Source organism: Lentzea chajnantorensis, assembly GCF_054300775.1.
Genome location: NZ_JBSDZT010000002.1, coordinates 4,056,505 through 4,081,601 on the forward strand (window position 1 = coordinate 4,056,505; position 25,097 = coordinate 4,081,601).

28 protein-coding genes are annotated in these 25,097 nt (G+C 72.1%); 15 read left to right on the forward strand and 13 right to left on the reverse strand.

What is annotated here, in order from left to right; all coding sequences use genetic code 11:
• Window positions 1–47 precede the first annotated feature (47 nt).
• From ACVDFE_RS20540 to ACVDFE_RS20555, 4 genes are all read left to right on the forward strand, one after another.
• On the forward strand, window positions 48–878 hold the full coding sequence (locus ACVDFE_RS20540; protein WP_458431467.1) for a DUF5753 domain-containing protein: 831 nt from the start codon (window positions 48–50) through the stop codon (window positions 876–878).
• A 42-nt stretch (window positions 879–920) separates the two neighbouring features.
• Complete coding sequence (locus ACVDFE_RS20545; protein WP_458431468.1) at window positions 921–1,175, forward strand: hypothetical protein; 255 nt, start codon at window positions 921–923, stop codon at window positions 1,173–1,175.
• Between the two features lie 423 nt (window positions 1,176–1,598).
• Window positions 1,599–1,910, forward strand: a complete 312-nt coding sequence (locus ACVDFE_RS20550; protein ID WP_458431469.1) for a DUF3099 domain-containing protein — start codon at window positions 1,599–1,601, stop codon at window positions 1,908–1,910.
• A complete protein-coding gene (locus ACVDFE_RS20555) occupies window positions 1,907–2,287 on the forward strand; it encodes an NAD-binding protein (RefSeq protein ID WP_360393024.1) in 381 nt (126 codons plus the stop codon). Before ACVDFE_RS20550 ends, ACVDFE_RS20555 begins: the two co-directional genes overlap by 4 nt.
• Here the strand turns inward: ACVDFE_RS20555 and ACVDFE_RS20560 are convergent.
• The gene (locus ACVDFE_RS20560; protein ID WP_458431470.1) at window positions 2,274–3,941 is read right to left on the reverse strand and encodes a glycosyltransferase family 4 protein; all 1,668 of its coding nucleotides are present in this window, start codon (window positions 3,939–3,941) and stop codon (window positions 2,274–2,276) included. The two genes, ACVDFE_RS20555 and ACVDFE_RS20560, sit on opposite strands and share 14 nt — an antisense overlap.
• Window positions 3,942–4,105: 164 nt before the next feature.
• Between ACVDFE_RS20560 and ACVDFE_RS20565 the strand changes: the two genes are divergently transcribed.
• On the forward strand, window positions 4,106–5,443 hold the full coding sequence (locus tag ACVDFE_RS20565) for a glycosyltransferase (RefSeq protein ID WP_458431471.1): 1,338 nt from the start codon (window positions 4,106–4,108) through the stop codon (window positions 5,441–5,443).
• 225 nt (window positions 5,444–5,668) lie between these two features.
• On the opposite strand, the gene ACVDFE_RS20570 is transcribed toward ACVDFE_RS20565, so the two are convergent.
• Window positions 5,669–6,478, reverse strand: a complete 810-nt coding sequence (locus ACVDFE_RS20570) for a hypothetical protein (protein WP_458431472.1) — start codon at window positions 6,476–6,478, stop codon at window positions 5,669–5,671.
• A gap of 138 nt (window positions 6,479–6,616) precedes the next feature.
• Here ACVDFE_RS20570 and ACVDFE_RS20575 point away from each other — a divergent pair, with 138 nt between their 5' ends.
• Entirely contained in the window at window positions 6,617–7,867 is a 1,251-nt protein-coding gene (locus ACVDFE_RS20575) for an FAD-dependent monooxygenase (RefSeq protein ID WP_458431473.1), read from the forward strand.
• Between the two features lie 227 nt (window positions 7,868–8,094).
• On the opposite strand, the gene ACVDFE_RS20580 is transcribed toward ACVDFE_RS20575, so the two are convergent.
• The 3 genes from ACVDFE_RS20580 to ACVDFE_RS20590 all read right to left on the reverse strand — a co-directional run bounded on the left by ACVDFE_RS20580 (window position 8,095) and on the right by ACVDFE_RS20590 (window position 10,927).
• Window positions 8,095–8,877 (reverse strand): ANTAR domain-containing response regulator, encoded by a 783-nt coding sequence (locus tag ACVDFE_RS20580; RefSeq protein ID WP_360393037.1) that lies wholly within the window; start codon window positions 8,875–8,877, stop codon window positions 8,095–8,097.
• Window positions 8,878–9,076: 199 nt separating this feature from the next.
• Window positions 9,077–10,117 (reverse strand): NAD-dependent epimerase/dehydratase family protein, encoded by a 1,041-nt coding sequence (locus ACVDFE_RS20585; protein WP_458431474.1) that lies wholly within the window; start codon window positions 10,115–10,117, stop codon window positions 9,077–9,079.
• Between the two features lie 36 nt (window positions 10,118–10,153).
• A complete protein-coding gene (locus ACVDFE_RS20590; RefSeq protein ID WP_458431475.1) occupies window positions 10,154–10,927 on the reverse strand; it encodes a DUF1990 family protein in 774 nt (257 codons plus the stop codon).
• A gap of 128 nt (window positions 10,928–11,055) precedes the next feature.
• On the opposite strand from ACVDFE_RS20590, the gene ACVDFE_RS20595 reads away from it, so the two are divergent.
• Window positions 11,056–11,886: a phosphotransferase family protein gene (locus ACVDFE_RS20595; RefSeq protein ID WP_458431476.1), complete on the forward strand. Its 831-nt coding sequence runs from the start codon at window positions 11,056–11,058 to the stop codon at window positions 11,884–11,886.
• A 4-nt stretch (window positions 11,887–11,890) separates the two neighbouring features.
• Here the strand turns inward: ACVDFE_RS20595 and ACVDFE_RS20600 are convergent, their stop codons facing one another.
• Window positions 11,891–12,952 carry a hypothetical protein gene (locus tag ACVDFE_RS20600; protein WP_458431477.1) on the reverse strand — a complete coding sequence of 354 codons (1,062 nt, stop codon included), beginning with the start codon at window positions 12,950–12,952 and terminating at the stop codon, window positions 11,891–11,893.
• Between the two features lie 235 nt (window positions 12,953–13,187).
• Between ACVDFE_RS20600 and ACVDFE_RS20605 the strand changes: the two genes are divergently transcribed.
• Entirely contained in the window at window positions 13,188–13,829 is a 642-nt protein-coding gene (locus tag ACVDFE_RS20605; protein ID WP_458431478.1) for a DedA family protein, read from the forward strand.
• A gap of 8 nt (window positions 13,830–13,837) precedes the next feature.
• Here ACVDFE_RS20605 and ACVDFE_RS20610 read toward each other — a convergent pair whose 3' ends face one another.
• On the reverse strand, window positions 13,838–14,422 hold the full coding sequence (locus tag ACVDFE_RS20610) for a TetR/AcrR family transcriptional regulator (RefSeq protein ID WP_360393053.1): 585 nt from the start codon (window positions 14,420–14,422) through the stop codon (window positions 13,838–13,840).
• Between the two features lie 3 nt (window positions 14,423–14,425).
• On the reverse strand, window positions 14,426–15,880 hold the full coding sequence (locus ACVDFE_RS20615; protein WP_458434367.1) for an MFS transporter: 1,455 nt from the start codon (window positions 15,878–15,880) through the stop codon (window positions 14,426–14,428).
• A 391-nt stretch (window positions 15,881–16,271) separates the two neighbouring features.
• Between ACVDFE_RS20615 and ACVDFE_RS20620 the strand changes: the two genes are divergently transcribed.
• Window positions 16,272–17,735 carry an FAD-dependent monooxygenase gene (locus tag ACVDFE_RS20620; protein WP_458431479.1) on the forward strand — a complete coding sequence of 488 codons (1,464 nt, stop codon included), beginning with the start codon at window positions 16,272–16,274 and terminating at the stop codon, window positions 17,733–17,735.
• Window positions 17,736–17,949: 214 nt separating this feature from the next.
• Here ACVDFE_RS20620 and ACVDFE_RS20625 read toward each other — a convergent pair whose 3' ends face one another.
• Window positions 17,950–18,672: an SDR family oxidoreductase gene (locus ACVDFE_RS20625; RefSeq protein WP_458431480.1), complete on the reverse strand. Its 723-nt coding sequence runs from the start codon at window positions 18,670–18,672 to the stop codon at window positions 17,950–17,952.
• 85 nt (window positions 18,673–18,757) lie between these two features.
• Here ACVDFE_RS20625 and ACVDFE_RS20630 point away from each other — a divergent pair, with 85 nt between their 5' ends.
• The 3 genes from ACVDFE_RS20630 (at window position 18,758) to ACVDFE_RS20640 (ending at window position 20,640) form a co-directional block, all read left to right on the forward strand.
• Window positions 18,758–19,621 carry a LysR family transcriptional regulator gene (locus ACVDFE_RS20630; RefSeq protein WP_458431481.1) on the forward strand — a complete coding sequence of 288 codons (864 nt, stop codon included), beginning with the start codon at window positions 18,758–18,760 and terminating at the stop codon, window positions 19,619–19,621.
• 99 nt (window positions 19,622–19,720) lie between these two features.
• Window positions 19,721–20,071: a hypothetical protein gene (locus ACVDFE_RS20635; protein WP_458431482.1), complete on the forward strand. Its 351-nt coding sequence runs from the start codon at window positions 19,721–19,723 to the stop codon at window positions 20,069–20,071.
• Between the two features lie 65 nt (window positions 20,072–20,136).
• On the forward strand, window positions 20,137–20,640 hold the full coding sequence (locus ACVDFE_RS20640) for an SRPBCC family protein (RefSeq protein ID WP_458431483.1): 504 nt from the start codon (window positions 20,137–20,139) through the stop codon (window positions 20,638–20,640).
• A gap of 139 nt (window positions 20,641–20,779) precedes the next feature.
• On the opposite strand, the gene ACVDFE_RS20645 is transcribed toward ACVDFE_RS20640, so the two are convergent.
• Window positions 20,780–21,259 (reverse strand): MarR family winged helix-turn-helix transcriptional regulator, encoded by a 480-nt coding sequence (locus tag ACVDFE_RS20645; protein ID WP_360393073.1) that lies wholly within the window; start codon window positions 21,257–21,259, stop codon window positions 20,780–20,782.
• Between the two features lie 54 nt (window positions 21,260–21,313).
• Here ACVDFE_RS20645 and ACVDFE_RS20650 point away from each other — a divergent pair, with 54 nt between their 5' ends.
• Window positions 21,314–22,534, forward strand: a complete 1,221-nt coding sequence (locus tag ACVDFE_RS20650; RefSeq protein ID WP_458431484.1) for a multidrug effflux MFS transporter — start codon at window positions 21,314–21,316, stop codon at window positions 22,532–22,534.
• 78 nt (window positions 22,535–22,612) lie between these two features.
• On the opposite strand, the gene ACVDFE_RS20655 is transcribed toward ACVDFE_RS20650, so the two are convergent.
• From ACVDFE_RS20655 to ACVDFE_RS20665, 3 genes are all read right to left on the reverse strand, one after another.
• Window positions 22,613–22,843, reverse strand: coding sequence for a hypothetical protein (locus tag ACVDFE_RS20655; protein WP_360393079.1), 231 nt, complete (start codon window positions 22,841–22,843; stop codon window positions 22,613–22,615).
• A gap of 119 nt (window positions 22,844–22,962) precedes the next feature.
• Entirely contained in the window at window positions 22,963–23,166 is a 204-nt protein-coding gene (locus ACVDFE_RS20660; protein ID WP_360393081.1) for a cold-shock protein, read from the reverse strand.
• The gene (locus ACVDFE_RS20665; RefSeq protein WP_360393084.1) at window positions 23,163–23,444 is read right to left on the reverse strand and encodes a hypothetical protein; all 282 of its coding nucleotides are present in this window, start codon (window positions 23,442–23,444) and stop codon (window positions 23,163–23,165) included. Before ACVDFE_RS20665 ends, ACVDFE_RS20660 begins: the two co-directional genes overlap by 4 nt.
• A gap of 842 nt (window positions 23,445–24,286) precedes the next feature.
• Between ACVDFE_RS20665 and ACVDFE_RS20670 the strand changes: the two genes are divergently transcribed.
• Window positions 24,287–24,445 carry an RGCVC family protein gene (locus ACVDFE_RS20670; protein ID WP_360393086.1) on the forward strand — a complete coding sequence of 53 codons (159 nt, stop codon included), beginning with the start codon at window positions 24,287–24,289 and terminating at the stop codon, window positions 24,443–24,445.
• Window positions 24,442–25,017 carry a GNAT family N-acetyltransferase gene (locus ACVDFE_RS20675; RefSeq protein WP_360393089.1) on the forward strand — a complete coding sequence of 192 codons (576 nt, stop codon included), beginning with the start codon at window positions 24,442–24,444 and terminating at the stop codon, window positions 25,015–25,017. The genes ACVDFE_RS20670 and ACVDFE_RS20675 overlap by 4 nt, the downstream gene beginning before the upstream one ends.
• Window positions 25,018–25,097 lie beyond the last annotated feature (80 nt).

The window sequence follows — 25,097 nt, forward strand, 5'->3', positions numbered from 1 at the left end:
AAGCACCTCGCTCGTCACCGCCACACCGAGTGAACTGGTTGCGCAGCATGGGAAAGAAGCTCAACTACCGAGCCAACCTGCATCGGCGGGCACTGAGCCGGGTTGTCCTGCGCTGGCAGGAAGCCGCGGAACTGAGCGGCGGCGAACTGGCCGACCGGGCGGGTTGGTCTGGAGCCAAAATGTCGCTGCTGCTCAACGCCCACCAGGCGATGAGCGAAGCCGACTTCTTGACACTGGCCATGATCCTCAAAGCTGACCCGGTGCTGCGGGATCGAGGCCTCACCAGCGTGCGCGCGGCCCTCGGTCAAGCCGATGCCGGCCAGAACGGGCTGGGATGGACGCTCGCTGAGCTGGAGGCCGAAGCTCAGACGCTGCGCATCTACGTGTCCGACACCGTGCCGCCGCTGCTGCGCACCACCGCCTACGACGATTTCATCTGGTCGTCACCACCTGTCGCTGTCCAGACCTGTCACAAGCGCTATGACAAGGACCAGCGCCAAGCCACGCTGGACATGTTGGCCGAGCGGCTGCACCGTCAGGTGCAGGTCGTGTTCGCCGAGACGGTGCTGCGGCATCTGGCGGCATTGCAGGACATCGGGGCCGACCAACTGGCTTGGCTGGTGAAGCTGGGCGAGTTGGACAACGTGACGTTGCAGGTTGTGCGCGACGAGGATCGGACGGCTTTTGGCGGTTCGTTCACGATCTTGTCGTTCTTGGAAGACCGGTTCGAGGATGTCGTCCACGTCGAGCAACTGCATGGGGTGGAGTGGTTGGAGGGTGCAGAGGACCGTGTGGTGTACCGCACCGTCTTCGACCGGTTGGCCTTTGCGGCGTTGGCGGTGGACAACGCGACCGAAATGATTGCATCATTCGTCTAGCTCAATGGTGATGCCGCCGCGGTCAAGTCCCAATTGCATCCGATGCAGTCGAACTTGCTCAAGAAAGCCGCGTCGAGCGACGGTGCCAGCGATGCGATGTTGACCGCGCTGCTCAACAAATTGAGGACGATCAGTACGCGGTCGTCATTGCGGCTGTTGCTCGGACAGTCGAACGCTTTCGACATCGCCGAGGTCTTCGATCAACGGCGGCGCATCCTGCTGGTCAAGCTGTCGAAGGGTACCGTTGACATCGAGACGGGCGAACTTTTCGACTCGCTGGTCGTGGCCTCGGTCTGAGACGCCGTGCTGGGGACGGTACGGACAATCTCACCGAGCGCGCCGGTGCGATGGCGACCGCGGTGGCGTTGCTGTAGCGCACCTCCGGGTTGCTGTCCTACGTCCTCGCCGTGGCCTGGACGCTCGCCGCGGCCGCGGCGCTGGTGCTCGTGGTCGCGGCGACAGCATGGCTCCGCCTGCGCCGCACAGGTGGTCCTCGGCCGACCCGTCCGCCACCGGTTCGCCCAGGGGGTGTGTTCCACGCGGCCGCGCATCGAAAGCACTCCGTCCGGCGTCGTGTGGAACCGGGCGTCGTGGGTACGACTGACAAGGCCGCCGCAGGCGCACCGACGCGAGCTCCTCCGGGGATCGCCGCAGTGACGCACAAGACACGAACCCGATCGGTCCCCGTGCCGAACCACTAGGAGAACGGAGGTATCGGTTGTGAACTCGCATCGAAGCGAACACCCCGTGCTGATCACCTCGGCGGCGCCGTCCTACTCCGACCAGCTCGCGGCCCGGCGGCGCCGGTACGCGGTGATGATGAGCCTGCGCATCCCGTGTTTCGTGCTGGCCGTGCTGTTCGCGAAGGTCTGGTGGCTCGCGCTCGCCCTGATCCTGCTGTCCGTGCCGCTGCCGTGGATGGCGGTGCTGATCGCCAACGACCGGCCACCGCGCAAGTCGGAGACGCCGGAGAAGCTCACGCCGTCCCGCAAGGCGCTCGGCGCGGGTGACGAGAGGCGGGGTGCGCTGTGATCGGGCTGACCGTCGTCGTCGGCTACGGGGACGCCGCGCTGGACGTCTTACGCCACTTGCCGTTGCGCCACGGGCACACCGAGGTCGTGGTGGTCGACCCGGACGCGGTCGCGCTCACCGGCGCGCTCGCCAACGGCGCCAGGGTCACCCGCGGCGACGGGCGCGACATCTGCGCGTTGCGGCACGCCGGGGTGCCGTTCGCGGGACGGGTCGTCGTCGCCGTGCCCGACGACCTCGACGGGTTGCAGATCACCCTGGCCGTCCGCAGCCTCAACCGGACCGCGATCATCGTCGCCGCGGTCCGCGACCCGGCCAACCAGGACCTGTTCAGCAGGTTGGGGGCCGACGAGGTGTTCGTGCGGGTCAGCTCGGCGTGACCGGTCCGGCCGCCAGCCGGCGGTAGAGGTCCGCGAACGGTTCCGCGACAGCGTCGATGGCGAACCGTTCGCGCACGGTCGCCCGCCCGGCCACCGCCACCGGTGCCGCCGCCGCGCCGAGTCCGACGACGTGGGCCAGCCCCGCACCGAGCGTGCGCGCGGTCGAGGTGTCGACGAGGAACCCGTTGCGCCCGTGATCGAGGTAGCAGTGCATGCCACCGCGCTGCGGGCCCACCGCGAGCAGCCCGGCCTCCATCGCCTCCAGCACGGCGATGCCGAACTCCTCCTTCACGCTGGAACACGCGTAGACGTGCGGTCCACCGGTGGCCGCCAGCTCGTGCTGCAACCGCCGGACGTCGTCGTTGGACCACGCGGGCAGGACCGCGATCCGGCCGCGTGCCGACGGCGTGGACTCGGCCAGCGCCAGCACTTCGTCGAGCACGGCCTGTTCGTCCGGCGTCCGGTCGGTGCGGGAACCACCGATGACCACCAGCGCGGTCCGCTCGTGCAGACCCGCCTCCAGCCACGCCCGCACCAGCAGCGGCTGCTGCTTCATCGCGTGCAGCCGCCCCACGTTGAGCAGCACCGGCAACCCGGCGGCCGAGTCGTCGAGCCGGGGGAGCGCGGACGGCCTGAACAGCTCGGCGACCAGCGAGCGGTCCGCCGGCGCCGGTGGTGGCGCGATGCCCTCCTCCAACGCGCACAACGCCGTCGCGTCCAGCTGCGGGAAGTGCGCCAGGACCTCGTCCTGCCGGCCACCGATGGTGATCACCTGGTCCGCGCGTGCGACGAGGTGGTCGGCGGCCCGCACCCGGTGCAGGTCGAACCGCATCGCCGCCACGTCCGCGGTGCCGTCGAGGTGGCGTTCGGCGAGGTGGCGGTGCGGGTCCGGGGTCACGGTGAACACGAGCCGCGCCCCGAGCAGCCGCGCGGCGTCGGCCACGGCGAGGGACCCGTCGTCGGAGTAGCGGACGTGCACGACGTCCGGCGCCAGACCGCACCTCGGCAGCAACCGGCTGAGCCACCACGTGATCCCGGCCCGGTGGCGGGCCATGTCCGGCTGGGCGAGCGCGACCGGCGAGTCGACCGGGACGTGCACCGTCCAGTGGTCGAGCCCGGCGTGCCGCGTCACCGTCACCGCCGTCGGTTCCGGCGCCAGCACGACGGTGACGACCCGGCCGACGTCCGGCCGCCGCACCAGCGCGTCCGCCAGTGACGACAGGAACACGGTGAGCCCGCCGCTCGCGCCCTCACCCGGCCGTGCCGTGCCGCCGATGAGCATCGACTGGGCGATGACCGGCCCGTCCGCCGGCGGTGCCACCGGCAGCGCGAGGTCGTCGTGCAGCAGGTCGAGCATCAGCTTCTCGTAGGGGGACCGCGGAGAGGCGTCGACCGGCTCGCCCAGCGCGTCCAGGTACCGCCACAGCGCCGGGCCGCGGAGGAGCGCCCGTGCCTCGTCGGGGGTCAGCGGGGTGAGGCGGTGCAGCGTGGCGGCGTCGAGCAGCCACGTGCCGAGCTCGCCGTCCTGAGTGGACCGCAACGCGTGCCGCAGCCGCGCGGTCACGGCCGCTGCGCCGTGTGCCCGCACGGTCGCGGGGAGTTGTTCGCACAGCAGGGAGAAGGAGGCCGGGTCGCTCGTCAGTGCCGCGACCACGGACTCGGGGGCCGGCGCCGCAGCGGTGTTCTGCCGGGCTTCCAGCGCTCGCTGAACCTCTGGATGTGTCCGCACACCCGGTGTTCGAACCGGGAGGCGCGTTCGGATCGAACAACTTCCGAGTTCTGCCAAGGAGGAGGAGCCAGGTGCCACGCTTTGTCGTTGTGAGTCCCCCTTTCCGCTCGCACGCCCAGCCCATGTCGGTGTTCGCCACCGCGCTGGCCGCGGCGGGTGCCCGTGAGGTGACGTTCGCCTGTGGCGCGGAGTTCGCCGACCTGGCACGCGATGTTCGTTTCGCGGCAATGAGGACGACCCGCGAGTCGAACAGCGGCATCGCCGAGAGGACCGCGCAGGACGCCCGCGCGGCCCGTGGTGTGACCGACTTCCTCGAAGCCACGAAAGGAGGTGCGGTCGCGGCCCTGCTCGCGCAGACCCGGCGGCGCAGGACGGAGCCGCTGACCGCGCCCGCCCAAGTGCTGCAGGACATCCGTGCACTGCACGAGGACGTGCGACCGGACTTCTACGTCGTCGACCAGATCGACTACGCGACCACGCTCGCGGTGCACGCGCTCGACCTGCCGTTCGTGTCCTACGTCACCGGGCACCCGACCTACCTCGTCACGCGCGACGACCAGTTCTTCGGCCTGCCGCAGCTGTGGCCGTCCGCGGTGCGCCCGTCACCGGCCGAACTCGCCGAGCTGGCAACGGAAGTGCGGCTCACCGACCGCGCCCTCACCGCCGCGTTCGCCGAGTTCCTGGCCGAGCACGCACCGTCCAGGCCGGTGCCGCCCCGCGCGTTCGCCTCGACCTCCTCCCACGCCGCCGTCGTGAACTACCCGCACCTGCCTTGGCTTCCGCCGCTGCCGTCACCGCAACAGCAGGTGTTCCTCGGCCACTGCACCACCCCCGAACCGCTCGACGACACCTGGCTCGCCCGCGTCCGCGGCCGCCGCGTCCTGCTCGTCGCGCTGGGCACGTTCCTGTCCGCACGCCACGACGTGCTGCGCACGGTGGTCCGCGGCGCCTTGCAGCTCCCGGACCTGACCGTGGTGGTCGCCGCCGGCGGTCGCGTCACCGAACTCGCTGACCTGGCAACGGATCCACGCGTGGTCATCGATTCCGTGGTCCCGCAGCGCGCGTTGCTGCCGCACGTCGCCGCGATGGTGCACCACGGCGGCAACAACTCGTTCACCGAATGCCTGCAGGCGGGGGTTCCCGCGGTGGTGCTGCCGTTCTCCAGCGACCAGTTCTGCATCGCCCACGACGCGGAACGGGCGGGCGCGGGCGTGTGCCTCGACCCCAACGCCGCCACCCCCGAGGACGTGACGAAGGCGCTGCTGTCGGTGCTGGACCAGCCCGAGCCGTTCGCCTCCCTGCGCGCCGCGGTCCGCGCGGCCGGCCCGGACCGCGGCGCCGCACAGCTGCTGGAGGTCCTGGCGCGTCATCGCTCGTCCGCGAGCCGCGCGGCGGCCCCACGGCCGGACCACGGCTCGCACCGGTGACAAGACACGCCTCGGCGTCCATGCGATCCATGGTTGCCCGGCCCTGCCAGGCCTGCATGATGAGCGTCGTGTGATCCCAGGTTGCGGGTTCCGCGTGTCCGAGGAGTCGCGTTGTCCCGCTCCACCAGCCAGGCGGTCCCTCCACGCACCAGATCCGAGCCGAGGGCGGCGCTCGGGGGGCGTGCGGTGAGGGTCGACGTGGTGGCGGTGGCGTACCTGCGGCGGTCAGACCTCCGGCAACAGGGTCGCGCCGCCGGGGTAGTGGTCCTTCCACCTGTGGAGGATCATCCGCGCCTGGAACAGGTCGTCGTGCTCGTACAGGTGGGAGGACGGCAGGAGTTCGTCGTCGGTCGGAAGCGAGGTCCGCATCCCCCACCGCTCGACGAGCGTGCGACCGTCGGGCTGGAGGTACCTCTTCTCGCTCCAGCCCGAGGTCTCGTTGAAGCTCTTGTGCTCGTCGCGCACCGGCCATCCGAGGGTGATCACCGGGTTCCGGCGCCGGTCCCACCAGGAGCCGTCGTTGTTGGGGCGCGTTCGCGGCGGTATGCGCGTGATCTGGAGCGCTCTGAGCAAGCGCGCACCGTCGACCGGCCCAGGCCGCATCACGAGTGTCTCGCCGTCCAGGCCCGGACGAGTCGTGAGCCAGGTGGCGAGGGCCAGCGGGTCCATCAGCGGAAGTGCCAGGTACTGCCGCTGTCGTTCCTGTTCCTGCAGCTTGCGAGCCGCTTCCAGCGCGGGCGCGGCCGCTTTCCGCTCTTCGCTGTCCGCGACGGCGCACGAGGTGCACAGCAACGGGTCCGCGTAGATCGGAGCATGGCGGCTGCACAGGGGTCTTCGGCACCGAACGCACGCCCCGATCGCTCTGATGCCGCACTGGCACGACTCGGGTTGAACGTTGATGCCGCCGTGGACGACGCCGGCCTGCAGCGCGGTCCCGTAGTTCGTGCCGGAGAAGTTGTTCCCGGTGACTTGTCGCGCGTGCTGCTGGGGAGATGTCCCGGTGCGGTTCGGTTCCTCGGGTTCGGCAGCGCTCAACGGGCCACTCCGCTCTCGCTCGGATTCGCCTGGCTCGATCTGGATCGGAGGCACGGCATGCGTCGTTACCTCCGCCCGTCATGCAGGCCTGAGCCCACCTCACCAGATTCCGCAGGTAGTCAGCCACGGGAGCTTTCGATGGTCGAACAACGCGCAACCGACTGCGTCGTCGCCGGCGGTGGGCCGGCCGGTGTGGTGCTCGCCTACCTGCTGGCCCGCGCCGGGCTGAGGGTTGTGCTGCTGGAGGCGAAGAAGGACTTCAACCGCCGGTTCCGCGGCGACACGCTCGCCCCGGCGGTGCTCGACTACCTCGACGAGCTCGGGCTGGCCGACGAGCTGCTGCGGACCATCCCGCACACCACGGCCCGCACGTTCGACTGGCACACGGCGAAGAAGACGTACACGATTGCCCGCTACGACAAGACCAGCGCCAAGTACCCGTACTACGCGCTGATCCCGCAGGCGTTGTTCCTGCCGCACATGGTCGGGCTCGCGAGCGCCTACGACGGCTTCGAGGTGCGCATGCAGGCCAAAGTGAGCCAGCTGCTGCGTGACGACACCGGACGCGTGTGCGGTGTGCAGTACGCCGACGCCGACGGACGGCACGAGCTGCGGGCCCGGCTCGTGGTGGCCGCCGACGGGCGCAACTCCAGGGTGCGGGTGCTCGCCGAGGCGCGGACCACCGAGCTGGGGGCGAGCCTCGACCTGCTGTGGCGGGAGTTCCCGCGCCGCGGCGGCGATCCGGCGTTGTCGGGGTTGCAGCTGTTCGGGCACCGGCTGGGCACCATCGCCGTGCTCAACCAGCTCGACCGGTGGCAGGTCGGGTTCACCATCGAGGCCGGCTCGTTCCCCCGGTTCCGCGAGGAGGGGGCCGGGCCGGTCGTGGCGGCGTTGCGGGAGAGCCTGCCGTGGCTGGGCGACCGGGTCGACGCCGTCGCCGATCCGGGGGAGTTCACGCTGCTGCCGGTCCGGATCACGGCGGTCGACCGCTGGTACCGGCCGGGGGTGCTGCTCATCGGCGACGCGGCGCACGTCATCTCACCGGTCGGGGGCAACGGCATCAACTTCGCCATCTGCGACGCCGCCGAGACCGCGAACCAGGTCGTGCCAGTGCTGCTCGACGGCGGGACCGACGCCGAGCTCGACGCGGCCTGCGCCGAGGTGGAGGCGCGGCGGCGGCCGCCGGTGCAGGCCGAGCAGGAACGGCAGGTGCGCATCGAGCAGAGCAGCGCCAAGCGGTTGCGGCGCGGGCTCGACGGGCCGGCGCCGGTGCTGCGGCTGGTCGCCGCGGTCAAGCCGCTCGCCACCCTGTTCGGGTCGCTCAACGCCAGGCACGTCATGGCGCCGTCCGACGTTGTCCTGCGCCGCGAGGTGCCGGTGCGCGACTGACGGTGTCGCCGAGCGGCGCGCGTGGTCGTGGGCGGTGGTGGTGCGCGTGCTGTGAGCGGCCATGCGCTTGCGCAGCAACCACGCCGGCACCAGCCACAGCAGCACCCGCGACGCGCAGCACCGGTGACCGAGAGGTCCTCTGTGGACCGTGCGCCGTGACCGGGCAGGTCCTGCGTGAGCGTGCGGTACCCGGCCTCGGTGAACGCGGGCAGCACCGGGAAACCCGGTCAGGCCTTGCGGACGGAGCTGAGCAGCTCGTGCACGACCTCGCGCAGCTTGGTGTTCTGCTCCTGGGAACGCTTCACCAGCAACGCGAACGCCTCGTCCGCACTGCACCCGTGCAACGCCATCAGCATGCCCTTGGCCTGGTCGATCTCGGCGCGGGAGAACAGCGCCGTCTCCAGCTGCGTGACCCTGGAACGGGTGTCGTGCCACAGCCGGGCGTTGGTGATCGCCGCGCACGCTGCGGTGGTGAACAGCCGCACCACCCCTTCGTCGAACGGGTCGAACGCGCTCGCCGTGGCGCTGTAGATGTTCAGCGAGCCGAGCAGCTCGTCGCCGTTCGTGCTCGTCACCAGCATCGGCACGGCCAGGTGGGCGCTGATGCCCAGGCGGTGCGCCGCCTCCTCGAACTCCGGCCACACCTGCTCGTGCTCACCCACCACCGCGCGGACGGTCTCACGGGCGTGCGCGGCCTGCAGGCACGGACCGCGTCCGGCGGCGTACTGGGCCTGGTCGATCTCGGCGAGGTGCTCGTCGGTCGCGGCCTCGGTGTGGCTGCCGCTGTCGGTCACCACGGTGATCGTGACGCCGTCGGCGTCGTGGAAGGCCTGGACGGCGCTGTGCGCCACGCGGTCGAGGACGGCGCCGAGCGGCTCGGCGAGCGCGAAGACGTCGCGCAGCGCCTCCAGCGCGACGGTGGCCTCGTCCAGCCGTTCCAGCGTGCCGGGCCGGCCGACGAGCAGCGACTCCTGCTCGCCGCCTGCGCCGGGCTCCTCGGGTCTTCCCATGTTCGGCCACTCCCTGTCGGCGCCACCGGAGGTGGCTGTGATCCACCGAACCGGATAGTAGCGCCGTTCGTACCAGGTGGGACCCCGCGGAGCCGTGCGCTACCGCCTGCGGGTGACGACCCCCGACAGCGTGCCGGCGACGACGGCGGCCACCAGGAACCACGCCGGCCTGCGCGTTACCACATCCCCCAACGCCAGGTCAGGAAACCGGGGACTCCGTCTTGAACCGGTCGCGGCGCAACGCCGGACTCGGCAGCGCCGTCGCCTCCGCGAGCCCCGCGAGCTGCTCCCGCGCACAGGCCGCGCTGGACTTGCGCGGCACCCACCCGAGCTCGGTGCGCGCCCGTGCGGTGTCGACGAGCGGCGAACGCGTGCCGACGTCGAACCAGCCCGGCGACATCCGCAGCACCCGCAGCCGCCACAGCAGGCTCACCAGTGCACGAGCGATGCCCGGCCGCACCGGCACAGCGCGCGCACCGGCGGTGGAAGCCAGGTCGGTGACGTCGAGGGTGTCGGCGGCGATGTTGAACGGCCCGCGGGCACGGGTCTTCAGAATCCGCACGATCGCGTCACCCACGTCGTCGGCGTCCACCAGCTGCACCCGCAGCGAGGACGGCAGCGGCAGCAACGGCAGCTTCCCCCTGCGCAGCAACCCGAACAGCTGCCGCGGCACGACCGGGTCGAGGAACAGCGCCAGGAAGCTCGCCGACGCACCGGCCTGCGCCACCAGTGCCGGCCGCACGAGTGCCACCGCGATGTCCGGGTTCTCCTGCGCGAACCGCGCGACCTCGCTCTCCACTTCGGACTTCCCCGCACCGTAGCTGGAGCCGGGAATGCCCGTCGTGGCGGCACTTTCGTCCACCGGTGCCGGCGCGGGCGCGTAGGCCGCGATCGAGGACCCGTGCACGACCTGCCGCACACCGGCCCGCCGCGCCGCCCTGAGCACCGCTGTGGTGCCTTTGAAATTGGTGCGCTGCAAGCGTTCGCCATCGCGCACCGGCTGGAACATCCACGCCAGGTGCACGACGGCGTTGGCCCCGCGCATCGCCTCCTCCAGCACGTCCGGCGCCGAGTCGTCGGCCAGGTCGCACTCCACCCAGCGGACCGCGGCGTAGGGTGCGACGGCATCCGGTGGCCGGCGGCAGACGCCGATCACCTCGTGGTGGGTGCTGTCGGCGGCCAACGCGCGCACCAGCCCGGTGCCCACGTTCCCCGACGCACCGGTGATCACGACCTTCACGATCGACCTTGATCCGCTCCGGCGTCCACTTCCGTCCTACGGCGTGTACCCGTGCGATTTCCCGGTATGCGCCGTCACCCCGTCCGGGTGCGAGTCCCGCGCGCCGTCCAGCACGGCGACCGCCCAGGACGACTCCGGCCCGCTCTCGACCGGCACCTCCACCAGGCCCTCCCCGCTCACGGCCGGGCTCACCCCGGTCTCACGGGCCCGTTCGGCCAGCTCCCGCAGGTTCGCGCCGACCGCCGTGTAGAACCGGTGCTGCGCGCCCCGGCCGAACACCGCCCACCCCAGCCGCACCAGCGGGTGCGCCCGCGGGTTCACCTGGTTGTAGCTGTTCACCTCCAGGGTGACCACACCGGACTCCAGGTGCTTGACCACGCGGTAGTCGACCCGTCCCCGTTCGAGGTGCCCCTGCAGCGTCTCGTAGCTCCAGCCCCAGCTGTACCGCACACCGTCCTCGTCGAACGCCGTCTCGGTGATCCGCACACCCATCAGGAACCGGGCGAACGCGAACCGGCCCACGAGCAGCAGGTTGCGCCCGAGCAGCGGCTCCTCGGGCACGTAGTGGGCGCGCAGGAGCTTCTTCGGCGTGAACGTGTACGCACCCAGCTCGCGGCAGGCGTGCCACCACAGCGACCCCTCCTCCGGCCGTCCCGCCGGGTCCTGCCCGAGCACGAACCGGTGGTGGTCGAAGTGCCAGGTGGACGCCCGGATCTCGGCCGGGTCGTAGTTGAGGCTCTTCTCCCGCAACCCGAGCACGACCTCGCGCACTGGCACGTTCCCCGCCCGCATCAGGCGCATCGTGGGCATCTCCTCGGCTCGTCCTGGTCGGCCGGACGACTGCGGGTACCCGCTGCCCGCCGAACGACTCGGCTTCGCGCCAGCGGGTGCACCGGTTACCGTCGAAGATCCACACCCGAGCCCGGAGGACACCCGTCGTGGACGACCTGCTGGAGATCGCCGCCGCCCTGCTGCCCGGCGTCAACCTCGACCGGGCCGTCCTCGCGACCGAGGGCAACGTCCACCGCGTGCTGCTGGTCCCCGGCACCGCCGCCGTCCGCGTCAGCAAGCGTCCGCTGGCCGCGGCCACCATGCCCCGGCGCGTCGCCGTGCTGCACGCGCTGGCCGCCGCCGACCTGCCGTTCCAGGTCCCGGTGCCGCTGACGCCGGTCACCCCGTTCGGTGACCGGACCGCGGTCGCCGTGTCGTGGCTCGACGGCACTCCGCTGCCGAAGGGCGAGGGCTCACCCGCCCAGGTCGCCGAGGTGCTGGAGGCCGTCCGCTCCGTACCGCTCGACGCCGGCCTGCTGGCCGCGGTCGACGGCCGCGCCGAAGGCAGGCACTGGTCGGACGTCATCGGCACCGACGTCGTGCCCCGCCTGCCTCGGCGCTGGCAGGCCGAGGTCTTGCGCCGCCTGGACGCCGCGCTGGCCCTCGACCCCGTCCCCGACGCCTTGGTGCACGGCGACCTCGGCGGCGGCAACGTGCACTGGTCGGCCGACGGCAAGCTCCTCGGTGTCCTCGACTGGGACACCGCCATGCCCGCCGACCCCGCGATCGACGCGGCGCTGATGGCCTGGCACGGCTGGGACACCGTGCGCAGGGCCGTGTCCGCGCAGACCTACCACCGGGCCCGCACCTGGGACGCGCTGCTCGGCGTCGGCCACCTCGTGGCGTGCCTGAACGGACGGCCCATGACCAATCCCGACGGTTTCGTCCAAGCGGTCGTGCCGTGGCTGGAGGCCGACGGTCAGCCTGCGGCGGAGTAGGGCGTCACGCCGGTGGGCTCAGCGCGGTGATCCTCCTCAGCCCGACCCGAAGGCGGTCCGGCGTGTCCTCGGCCAGCGCCGCGGTGAGCTCGTCGAGCAGGTCCCAGTAGCGCCACTTCTCCCGCCACTCCAACGGAATCGACGCAACCCGCACAGCGCACATGCGCACCGCCACCCGCGTGCGCACGACCGCGTGCTCCCCGTCGTACGCGGGTGCCTCCCACAGGCTCTCCGCCGCGGACAGTTCCGAGACCAGCGCGGCGTGCTCGTCCCGGACAGCGCTGTGCCGGCCCTGCCTGGTGCGTTTTCCCAGCACGTGGTCCACGCTCATCTGCAAGGCGGCGGCGACCAGCGCGACGACCCCCGTCTTGACGACCTCCTTGAGCACCGACTCGCTCACGGCGAACGCGCCCGAGGCCGCCGAGGCGAGGACGACGAACCCGAGCAGGACGAACTTCGACACGAACGCCAGCAGCCGGTCGAGCAACGAGTGGTCCCGGGTGGCCACCACCTGCCGCAACTGGCCGCGCAGCCACCTGATCTGCTCCAGCGCCCGCTGCCGCTGGGCGGGACTGATGCCACCGTGCCGGGCCAGCGAGTCCAGCACGGCCGCGACCCGGTCGGGTGGCAGGTCGAGGAACTCGCCCACCTCCGCCCAGGGCAGCGCGGAGATCGCGGAGATCGCCACGAGGTGCGGCATGGCCTCCCGCACCCGTTGCCGCGACCTGCGGCGGGAGGTCTGGCGCAGGTGGTCCTCCACGCTGTCCAGCAACACGTCCAGGTCTTGGACGACCCCGACGAGCGCGGTGGCCGCGAGCCGCAGGTCACCGGAGGCCCGCGCCGCCGCGCGCTCTTCCTCGTGGTGCAGCAGCAGTTCGAGCACGGGCGGCGCAGCGGCAGCCGGCTCCTCCTTCTGCCGCAGCGGTCGTGCGACGACCCTGTCGTCCGCGGGAGGTGCGGGGAGCTGCTCCGCCGCCTGCCGCGCCTGGGCGACCACCGACGTGTCCTCCTGCCGCTTCTCGCGGTGGAAACCGTCGTCGCGCCGGAACGGGGTGGAGTAGCTCATCGCGCTCCTCTCACAGCACGCCCAGCCTACTGACCGGCGCTCCGGTTCGGAGGCGAACGATCGTTCCGGGGCATCCACCTGACGGGGACGTCCCCCACCACTCGGGGGTCCCCTTACCCCCTGAGGTGTACCGCTCTTCAGACCGCGGACCGATGTGCGCGCAGCGGCTGCTCCGGTGAACTGTCCGCAAGTCCACCGTCGAGCCACCGCGCCGACGCCTGCCGCGGGAGAGTTCATGGCCTTCTTGACCGACGCCCTCGAAGGCCTGGCCGGTCTGCCGCAGCCCGCCGTGCTGGCGGTGACCGGTGCGCTCACGCTGGCCGAGTGCACGCTCGGCGTGGGGTTCCTCGCGCCGGGGGAGACCGCGTTGCTGCTCGCCTCGACGACGGTGACGAGCGTGCCCCGGTTCGCGGTGATGTGGCTGGTGGTCACGGTGTGCGCGGTGGCGGGCGACAGCATCGGCTACTACCTCGGGCGCCGCTACGGCGACCGGCTGCGCGACAGCCGGCTGGTCCGCAGGATCGGGCGGCAGCACTGGGACAAGGCGAGCGACCTGCTGCGGCGGCGCGGGGCGTGGGCGGTGTTCGTCGCCCGGTTCATGCCCGTCGTGCGGACGCTCGTGCCGGCGTCGGCGGGTGCGTCGAAGCTGGAGTACCGCAGGTTCCTGCCTGCCTCGGTCGCCGGTGCGGCGTGCTGGTCGGCGCTGCACATCGGCATCGGCTCGGCGGCGGGTGCCTCCGCGAAGTACGTCGAGTCCGTCTTCAACGGCGCGATGTGGGTGCTGCTGGGCATCGCGGTGGTGGTCGGCGCGGTCGTCGTGCTGCGCCGCCGCGGCAAGGCAGCGGCGGAACCGCGGGAGCTGGAAGAGGTCGCCTGAGCCGTCGCTCACGCCGGGGCGAGGTGCTCCCAGGCTGGGCCGGGCGTGGTGAGGCTCAGCAGGAGGGCCTCGAGGTCGACCAGCGGCTGCCGGTCGGGGTGGTGGTGCCAGGTCGGGATGGCGCTGATCCCGTCGGCCGCGGCCATGACCAGTGCGGTGACGTGCGGCGGGAGGCCGTCGGCCGCGAGGTCGCCGTGCCAGCGCAGGGTGTCGTCGCGAGCGAGGTCGATGATCTCCGGGATCGCGACCAGGTGGCTGAGCAGCGGCACCAGGTCGCGGAAGTTGCCGGGGTCCTGCGAGAAGGCGGCGCTGACCCGGACGTAGGCGCGGGTGAGGCGGCCCGGCCCGGTGTCGGCGGGGTCCACGGCGGCGAGGACGTCGGCGCGGAACCGGTCGAACAGGTCCTGGGCCAGGGCCCGCACCAGGTCGTCCTTGGTGGCGAAGTGGTGCAGGAGACCGCCCTTGGACACGCCCGCCTCCCGCGCGATGTGGTCGAGGGTGGCGGAGGTGCCGCGGGCGCGGATGCACACGCCCGCGGCGTCCAGCAGCGCGCGGCGGGTGTCCTCGGGGGTGCGCCCGGCTACACGCGGCATGGACTACTCCTCGATCGGGGCCGTGGTGGTGCCGCTCTTCCTACCGGAGGGGATCGTGCGCCAGGCGATGAGGGCGGCGATCACCGTGGTCGCCGCGGCGACGACGGACGTGACCTGCATGGCGGTGGTGAACGCCACCCGTGCCGCCTCCAGCACGCCCGCGTTGTCACGGACGGTGTTGACGGCCGCCGCCAGCGAGTCCTCCACGGCCGCCCGTGCCGTGCCGGTCAGGCCCGCGGGCAGCTCCAGCGCCGCCCGGTAGACCAGGCTCACCGTCGAGCCGAGCAACGCGATGCCGAGCGCGCCGCCCAGCTCGAAGGCCGTCTCGGAGATGGCCGAGGCCGCACCGGCGCGTTCGGACGGCACCGCGGAGACCACGGCGTCGGTGGTGAGCGTCATCGCCACGCCGATGCCCAGCCCCAGCGGGACCAGCGCCGCCGCCAGCCACAGGACGTGGTCGGAGCTCTCGGCGACGGCGACGAGCGCCAGGCCGAGCGCGGCGAACAGCAGGCCCGCCGCGACGGCACGGCCGGTGCCCAGCCGTGCCACCAGCACCCCGACCACCGCCACGGCCAGGATGGACGCGACCGTCGTGGGCAGCTCGACCAGCCCGGCGGCGAGCGGGCGCAGGCCGCGCACGAGCTGCAGGTACTGGGAGAAGAAGAACAGCACGCCCATGAGCGCGAAGATCGCGACGAAGTTGGCCAGCACCGCTCCGCTGAACGCCCTGTTCCCGAACAGCCCCACGTCGATCAGCGGCGTCTCCAGCCGCCGCTGGCGGCGGACGAACAGCACGCCCGCGGTCACCCCGGCCGCCGCGGTCAGCACCGCGGCGAGGTCCACCCCGGAGCCGATGGCGTGCTTGACCGCGTACACCAGCGGTACGACCGCGGCCATCGACAGCGCGGCGGACAGCAGGTCGAACCGGCCGGGCCGCGGGTCGCGCGACTCCGGCAGCAGCACCGCGCCCGCCACCAGGAACACCAGCACCACCGGCACGTTGATCAGGAACACCGAGCCCCACCAGAAGTGCTCCAGCAACACCCCGCCGACCAGCGGCCCCAGCGCCATCCCGCCGGCGGAGGCCGCCGACCAGATCGCGATCGCCCTGGTGCGTTCGGCCTGGTCGGGGAACATGTTCCGGATGATCGACAGCGTCGACGGCATGATCGTCGCGCCCGCCACGCCCAGCAGCAGCCGTGCCGCGATCAGCATCTCCGCGTCCGGCGCGAACGCCGCCAGCGCCGACGCCGCACCGAACGCCGCGGTGCCCGCCAGCAGCACCCGCTTGCGCCCGAGCCGGTCGGCCAGGGTGCCCGTCGTCACCAGCAGACCTGCCAGCGCGAGCGCGTAGACGTCGCCGATCCACAGGACCTGCGTCGAGCTCGGGGCCAGGTCGGCGGTCAGCGACGGCACGGCCAAGTACAGCACCGTGCCGTCGATCGCCAGCAGCAACATCGAGCCGACCAGCACCGCCAACGCCGCCCACCTGCGGCGATAGAGAGTTGGCACCGTCGCCGCCGCAGGGGTGTTCTCAGGAGTCACGGACTTATTGTACCGGCTGGACGGTTTAATACCGTGGGTGTCGCCGGTCCGTTCGCCCTGACGAGTGTCAGCGGATCAGGACGAGGAACTTCAGGCGGGCCTTGCCGAACGCCACCCGCGGCAAAAGCGGTGGACGGAGAACGCGCCGGGCTTGTAGCTTCCCGGCGAACGTGACGCTGACCGAGGAGGTGAGACCCATGACCGCAACGCCGTGGGCGCTCTCCCTCCCGTCACGGCCGGGCGACTGACGCAGGTGTCGCCGGGAGCGCCTCGACCACCGAGCCACTCCCGAAAGGCCCCACTGATGCATCCCACCGGCCATCCCACCGACCACCCCGACGTGATCATCGCCGGCTGCGGTCCGACCGGCGCCGTGCTGGCCGCCGAGCTCCGCCTGCACGACGTGCGCGTGCTCGTCCTGGAACGCGACACCGAACCCGCCTCGGTCGTCCGCATCGTCGGCCTGCACGCCCGCACCCTCGAACTGATGGCCATGCGAGGCCTGCTCGACCGCCTCCTCGACCGCGGCCGCCGCCGGCCGGCCTCCGCGTTCTTCGCCGCCATCGACAAGCCGGCACCCGCCGGCCTCGACACCGCGCACCCCTACCTGCTGGGCATGCCGCAACCGGTCGTCGTCGACGTCCTCGAACGGCACGCGGCCGACCTGGGTGCCCTGGTCCGGCGCGGCTGCGCGGTCACCGGACTCGACCAGGACGACGACGGCGTCACCGTCGAGCTGGCCGACGGCGAACGGCTGCGCGCCCGCTACCTCGTCGGCTGCGACGGCGCGCGCAGCACGGTCCGCAAGCTGCTCGGTGTCGGCTTCCCCGGCGAGCCCTCGCGCAACGACACGCTGATGGGCGCGCTGGCGGTGAGCGCCCCGCAGGACGAGATCGACGCCAAGGTGGCCGAGGTCAGGCGGACCTGCCGGTTCTTCGACGTCAACCCGTTCGGCGACGGCGTCCACCGCGTCGTCGTCCCCGCCCCGCACGTCAGCGACCGCAGCGAACCGCCGGTGCTCGACGACTTCCGGCAGGCGCTGCTGGCCATCGCCGGCACCGACTTCGGCGTGCACTCACCGCGCTGGCTGTCCCGCTTCGGCGACGCCACCCGGCTCGCCGAGCGCTACCGGGTCGGGCGGGTGCTGCTGGCCGGCGACGCGGCGCACGTCCACCCGCCCGCCGGTGGCCAGGGCCTCAACCTGGGCGTGCAGGACGCGGTCAACCTCGGCTGGAAGCTCGCCGCGCAGGTCCGCGGCCAGGCACCGGAGGGGCTGCTGGACACCTACCACTCCGAACGGCACCCGGTCGCCGCGGACGTCCTGGACAGCACCCGCGCCCAGGTGCTGCTGGCGTCCCCCGAACCGGGCGCGCGGGCGTTGCGCCGGCTGCTCACCGAGCTGATGGACTTCGACGTGGTCAACCTCCACCTGACCGAGAAGACCACGGCGATCGGCCTGCGCTACGACCTCGGAGGGGGTCACGACCTGGTCGGCCGGCGGCTGCGCGACCTCGACGTGGCACAGGGCCGGCTCTACGACCGGCTGCACCGCGGCCGCGGCCTGCTGCTCGACCGCACCGGGCGCCTCGGCGTCGGCGGCTGGGCGGACCGGGTCGACCTCCTCGCCGATCCCTCCGTGGACGTGGACGCGCCGTGCGTGCTGCTGCGTCCCGACGGGCACGTGGCGTGGGCGGGGGAGGACCAGCACAACCTCGACGCGCACCTGGCCCGCTGGTTCGGCCCGGTCACCGCACCAGCCTCTCCCTGAACGCCGGCAGTGCCTTCACCCCGGGGGTCTCCGACTTGATCGCAAGGCCTTGACCGCCGTCCTCACCGTTGTCACCCGCCGAACCCGATCGGCGTCCGCGGAGAGCCCGAGGTGCTGTTGGTAGTAGCTACGAGCCTGTTGATGTTGAGTTGGTGGTACTTGCAGATGCCGGTAGAGGCAGGGGTGGGCGCGGCGCTCGACCCGCCCCAGCGCGTCACCAGGGAACGGGGCCTCCGTCGTCGAAGAACCCGCCGCGCGGTCCGTCGTCGGGCAGCGTGGCGAGCCTGATCGCGATCGCCGCACCCTGCTCGGGCGTCCGCGGTGCGTTGAACCCGGTGAAGTCCGTCGCGACGTAACCCGGACAGACGGCGTTGACGATGACGTTCGTGCCGGCGAGCTCGCGCGCGTACTGCGCGGTGATGCTGTTGAGCATCGACTTCGACGGCGCGTAGGCGGCCAGCACCGGCCCGGTCTGCAACGTCAGCGAGCCCATGGTGCTGGAGATGTTGACGATCCGCGGCGACTCGGCCCGGCGCAGCAGCGGCAGCACCGCGTTCGTCACGCGCACGACGCCGAACACGTTGGTGTCCAGCACGGTCCGCATGACATCGAGGTCCAGTGTGGACGGGTTCTGCGCGCCACCGTCGAAGCGGCCGGCGATGCCCGCGTTGTTGACGAGCACGTCGAGCCCGCCCGCGGTCTGCTCGATCGTCTTCGCCGCAACGGTGACGCTCTCGCCGGACGTGACGTCCAGCGCCACCCCGAACGCGTCGATGCCCTCATCTTCCAGGCGCGCAACGGCTTCCTCGCCTCGTGCGCTGTCCCGTGCAGCCACCGCCACCCGGAACCCGATCGTCCCGAGCCCGCGCGCGATGGCGAAACCGATTCCCTTGTTCGCGCCGGTGACCAGCGCGGTCTTCTTGTTCACACCACCCATGCTCAGCGCCGCCGCGGACGGTGTCCAAGATCGATCCAGTACCTCGTGGTACTCCACGGGTATCAGCGCGCGTACGCTGGACGGGGTGCACGACGTCGAGACCCGCGAGCTGCGCTACTTCGTCGCAGTCGCGGAGGAGCTGCACTTCGGTCGCGCCGCCGACCGCCTCGGCATCGCCCAGCCGCCGCTCTCGCGCGCGATCCGGCAGCTCGAACACCGCCTGGGCGTCCAGCTCCTCGACCGCGACCGCCGCGGCGTGGCCCTCACCGAACCCGGTCGCGTGCTGCTGCACGAGGCCCGCCTGGCCCTCGACGCGGTCTCGGCCGCCGTGCGCCGCACCCGCCAGGCCGCGGGCGAACGGCGCCCGCTGGTGCTCGTGACGAAGGCCGGCGCGTCCCACGACCTGCTGCGGCGCCTGCTCGACGCCGTCGGCGGCGCCCCCGAACCGGTGCCGGTCGAGGTGCTGCTGTGCGAGGTCGGCGAGCAGGCCGGGCTGCTGCGCGACGGCAGCGCGGACGTGGCGCTCATGCACCGCCCCTACGACGACCTGGCCGGGTTCGACACCGAGGACCTGGTGGTGGAGGGGCAGGTCGCGATCCTGCCCGCCGCCCACCCGCTCGCGGCCCGCGCGGAGCTCACGCTCGCGGAGGTCCAGCACGTGCCGGACCTGCCGATCGCGCGCTGGCCGCGGCTGGACGGGTCCTATCCGGACGGTCCGGGGCCGGAGGTGCGCACCCAGTCGAAGCTCGCGCAGCTCGTGGCGCTCGGCAGGACGCTGCTCGTGATCCCCGCGTCCAGCCGGGCGTGGCAGTGGCCGGAGCACGTGGCGGTGCCCGTCGTGGACGCGCCGGAAGTCACGACGGTGCTCGCCTGGCGGCCCGGCAACCGGTCGCCGGCGCTCGCGTCGTTCGTCCGCACCGTCACCGAATCGGTGCGAATCCCAGGGTGAACCGTTTCTGAGTCGATTTCTCGGGTATCGCTATAGCGGCGGATGACCCGGTCGTGTCGAGAGGAGACGGGAATGTCCCGTGATGGTGCCGGTGTGGTCATGACACGTGTGCTGGGTGCGGTGACCGCCGCGTACAGCGCCGCGTTGATCGTGTCCCCGCGGATCTTGGCCAAGCCCACGGGCCTGACCACGCGGGGAGATGACGTGCCGGGACCGGTGCGGACGCTCGTCGCCGCCATCGGGGCCCGTGACACCGCGATCGGCCTGGCGATGGTCCTCGCACCTACGGGGCGACCGCTGCGCACGGCCGTGGCCACGCGCGTCGCTGCGGACCTCTCGGACGCGGCGGTGTTCGGCCTGACGCTGCCCGACCCCGCGGCACGGCGCAAGGTCGCGGTGTTCGCCGTGACCTGGGCGGTGCTGTGCGGGTTCTTCGGCCTGCGCCGCTGATCACCGCGCGCACCGGTCGTCCGCGTCCGCCAACGCGTTCACCTCAACCGCAGGGAGTTCCGAGCATGAGCACGATCACCAAGTCCGTCGACGTCGAGGCGGACGTGACCAGCGTCTACAACCAGTGGACCCAGTTCGCGGAGTTCCCGCGGTTCATGGAGGGCGTCGACCGGATCGACCAGCTCGACGACACCCACACGCACTGGACGGTCAGCATCGCCGGCGTGAAGCGCGAGTTCGACGCCACGATCACCGAGCAGCACCCCGACCAGCGGGTCGCGTGGCGCTCCGACAGCGGCCCCGACCACGCCGGTGTGGTGACCGTGCACCGCCTTGACGACCGCCACACGCGCGTGACGGTGCAGATGGACATCGACCCGGAGGGCTTCGTCGAGAACGTCGCCGACAAGCTCGGCGTCCTCGACCGCCGCGTGCAGGGCGACCTCGACCGGTTCAAGACCTTCATCGAGGAGCGCGGGGGAGCCGAGACCGGTGCGTGGCGCGGTGACGTCGACCGCCCCGGCCAGACCGCGCCCGGCCAGACCGCGCCCGGTACCGGCCAGCTCTGACCGGGTCGCACGAGTCCGCCGCGGTGTTCCGGCCACGGCCAGGTGGGGCCTTTCCGTGGCCCTGGGAACACCGCGGCACCCTCGTGTCCCCGGCCGGTGTCTTGCCGGCCGCTTCCCGGCCCGCCACCTCGGCGGCCCGTCAGCCTGACCCCGGCTCGCCCCCACCGCCCTGACCGGCGCGGGCGCGGGCCTTCTCGCCGAGCTTCGCCTCGATCCGCCGCAGCGTCGAGATCATCGACTCCACGTCGTCCTCATCGGACACCGCGTCGTCGAGCAGATCGCTCCACAGCACGCTCAACCGCCGCAGGTTCTCCTGCGCGCGGGCGGTGGGGTAGAGGCGCACGCGCCGCGCGTCCTCCGCGTCCGCCTCGCGGTGCACGAGCCCCTTCTTCTCCAGGCTGCGCAACGCCCGGCTGAAGTTGCTGGAGATCTGGTGGGTGGCCTCCGCCGCCACCCCCGCCGACGTGCCGGGGTTGCGGTCGATGAACCGCATCGCGGCGATCTCCACCGGTGTCAGCGGTTCCCGGTGCAGCACCTCCTTGGCGGCGTGGATCTGCCGTCCGACCGCCGCGATCAGGTCGGCGAGCTCGAACAACCGCGCCTTCTGGTCCTCGTCCACGGCCACATGATAACTTCGCTGTCAGATGATAGCTATCAACCGATAGGAGAGTGCGTGGACACCCCCGCGCGCGGCGCCGTCCCCACGCCGCTCCTGCTCGTGCTGGCCCTGCTGGCAAGCGTCGCCCCGTTCGGCATCGACCTCTACCTGCCCGCGTTCCCGCGCATGGCCACCGACCTCACCACCACCGACACCGCCGTCCAGCTGACCCTCACGACGTTCCTGCTCGGCCTCGCCGCCGGCCAGCTCGTCTTCGGTCCCCTGTCGGACCGCTGGGGCCGCCGCGGCCCGTTGCTGGCAGGCTCGGCGGTGTTCGTGGCCGCGAGCCTCCTCGTCGCCACCGCACCGACGATCGAGGTCCTGCTGGCCGGCCGCCTCTTCCAGGGCCTGAGCGCCGCCGCGGGCATGGTCATCGGCCGCGCCGTCATCGCCGACCTCGCCACCGGCCGCACCGCCGCGCGCGCGTTCAGCCTGATGATGATCGTCAGCGGTGTGGCACCCGTCGTCGCCCCGCTGCTGGGCAGCCTGCTCATCGACGGCATCGGCTGGCGCGGCGTGCTGTTCGTCCTGGCCGGTCTCGCCGTCGCGATGCTCGCCGGTTCCGCGGTCGTGGTGCGCGAGACCCACCCGCGCTCACGTCGGGGCTCCGCGCGGTCCGGCGGCTTCCGCGCGTTGGGGCGCAAGGCCTATCTCACCGCCACGGCCACGTTCGTCTTCTCGTTCGCCGTCCTCATGGCCTACATCTCGGCCTCGCCGTTCCTGTACCAGGTCGTCATCGGCATGGGGCCGGTCAGCTACGGCCTGCTGTTCGGGCTCAACGCGCTCGGTCTGATCACGAGCAGCGCGGTCGCCTCCCGCCTGCTGCGTCGCGGCAACCCCCGCCGCATCCTCACGATCGGTGTCACGTGGCTCTTCTCGGCCGCGGTGGTGCTGCTCGTGCTGGCGCTGCTGCCCATCGGCGCGGGCTGGCTGGTGGTGCCGATCTTCTTCGCGGTCGCGTCCCTCGGGTTCGTGCTCGGGCCGGCCACGGCACTGGCCCTCGACGCCGTTCCGCAGGCGGCGGGCACGGGGTCGGCGGTGCTGGGGGCGTCGCAGTTCGGGCTTGCCGCGGTCGTGTCACCGTTGGTGAGCGCGGGGGAGGGCCACTCGACGTGGCCCATGGCGGTCACGATCGCGGTGCTGGCCACGATCGCGGCGGGTTTCTGCGCGCTGCTGCGCCGTGCGCCCCGGCGGGTGGACGCGCCCGAGGTCGACCGCCTGCCCGTGCGGACGTGACGGGGCCGGACGCGCGCGAAGCCTGACCGCAGCGCACGCCGGCGGCGTCATGGAGACGTGGTCCCGGCAGTCGGCGGCTCAGCGGTTCGAGGACGGGAACTGACCACCGGCACTGCCGAGCGCGAGGAGGTCGGTGTACTGCTCCTGCCAGGACCTCTCGGTGGCGAGCAGGTCCGCGAGTCGTTGCACCCATTTCGCGTCGACCGGGGCGCCGACTGCCGCCGCCAGGTGCCGTTCGGTCTCCCCGCGAGCGCTGAGCCACTCGGACAACGTGGGACCGAGCGTGGGACCGCCCTGTGCATCAGTCATGGGGCGACAGTACTGCCGGCGCCTTCAGCGGGCGCGCGAGGAGGGGCCGTCCGCCACCGGCGAACCGGCGGAGAAAGCGGACCACCCGGTGGTGGCCCGCTTTCGGATGCCTTGTCCTGTCAGAGAAGGCGGACCGACGTGGCCTGCGGCCCCCTGTCGCCCTGCCTGATCTCGAACTGCACCGGCTGGTGTTCCGGTATGCCCTGGTAGGCGTACTCGTGGACCTCGGAGTGGTGCACGAACACGTCCGGTCCGCCGCCCTCGGGGGCGATGAAACCGAACCCCTTGCTGCCGTTGAACCACTTCACGGTTCCCTGGGTCATCGACGTGCTCCTTCGGTCGTCCGGTGCACGCCGAGCGCCTCCGGGGAAGTCGTGGTCTTCTGCTCGTCCCGCGTCGGACCTGCGGTACGCGGTGCGAGTTCGGACAGGCCCAGCATCGCGAGCAGGTCGCGGCAGTCCTGCGCGTCGTGGCAGTGCTGCGCGACGAGGCGGGCCGCTTGGCGTTGCCGGACGACCCCCGTCTCGTCGGCGGCGAGCCTGGCCTCGGTGAAATCCGCGGCGGCACCGGTCTGCCTGCCGATCTGGCCGGTCCGTGTCATGAGCGCACCTGCTCGTCCGGTGCGGTGCGGTGGCTTCGGGAGGACGAGGTGAAGAGCTGGCGGTCCGGCGGCAAGCCGGTGCTCCGATCTCCGGCCGAAGGCGACAGCGCCGGATTGGATCGGGGCCCGCGGCGGCTGGATGCGGCAACTGGAACCCCAACCCCGCCGACAGTACTCCATCGCGCACCGGTCTGCTCCTGACCGGTTTCCCCGCACCGGCTCTCGTCGCCGCGATGTCACGGGCGTGGGGCGGGGGAGTGCGCGGAGACCGGCTGCCCGGCTCACCCCCGCGAACGGCGAGAGCCGGGTCGCGCTGCTCCGCGAACACGACCGGTGGCGGGCAGGAAGACCCCGATCACGGCACAGGAGACGGGTGACCCGCGATGTCAGTCCACTTCGGACGATGAGGGCTGGGTGCTCCTCCGGCTCGACCTCGCGGGGACGTGCGGTGGCGGCCGGACCGGCGCCCGCGTTCAGCGCGAACGCGGTGCGCCGCGCTCGGAGGAACCCGCCGGGCCCTGGCGCGGGGTGCGCCGGGGGCCCGGTCGCGGCGCTAACTGTCCTAACAGGACCGAACTTCGCCGCGGACTCGCGGGTGCGTCGCGCTGTGCGGCGGCACCGGCGAGCCGGGCTCCGGGACTGGCGTAGACTGGGGAACACCGAGGGCATGTCGTGCAGCAGCGGTCGAGCTGGTGCCGCCTTGGGCGCATCACGAGACCCGGCCGTTCGGCTGGAGGTTGGGAGCGCCGGGGCGACCTCGGACCCGTTTCGCGGCCCTGGTGTCCTCGCGCCTCTTCCACCGGCGTCCTCTTCCTCGCAGCACCGTTCATCGGAGTTCCCGCATGACCACGTCCGAGCCACTGACCATCGACACCGAAGCCGAAGCCGGTCGCGTGTGCGGCGTCTGTCCGCACCTGTGGCGCGAGCACGACCCCCTCGGGGTGCGGTACTGCACCGCCACTGCGGCCTCCGCGTTGCCCCGGGGGTGCATCTGCTCATGACGACCACCACCGTGCTCACCACCGGGCGGCTGACCCTGCGCCCGTGGAAGCTCGAGGACACCGCCGCGGCACTCGCCGTGTACGGGCGCACCGAGGTGACGCGCTGGCTCAGTCCCGAGATGGACCAGGTCCCGGACCGGGCGGCCATGCGGCTGCTGTTGCAGCAGTGGGCCGCGGAGAGCGTGCGGCTGCCCGCGCCGTCGGGCCGCTGGGCGATCCAGCGCGACAGCGACGGCCTGGTGATCGGCGGGGCAGTCCTGCTGCCGCTGCCGCCGGGCGAGGAGGACCTGGAGATCGGCTGGCAGCTGCGTCCCGACACCTGGGGCAACGGCTACGCCACCGAGACGACCCACGCCCTGGCCTCCTGGGCGTTCAGCCAGGACGTGAACGAGGTGTTCGCCGTCGTCCGGCCGGGCAACACCCGCGCGGCGGCCACCGTGCGCAACAACGGCATGCACTGGGTCGGCGAGACCACGAAGTACTTCGGCACCGAACTCCAGGTGTTCCGCCTCCGCGCGGCGGACCTCGACGCGGCCGCGCCGACCTCGCCCCACCCGCCAGACCGCGACTGACCGCATCGGCACCGAACGCACCTCGTGCCGGCGGACCTGGCCCCCACCAGGCGTGCGGGTGGTCAGCCCCGGCCGCGGAG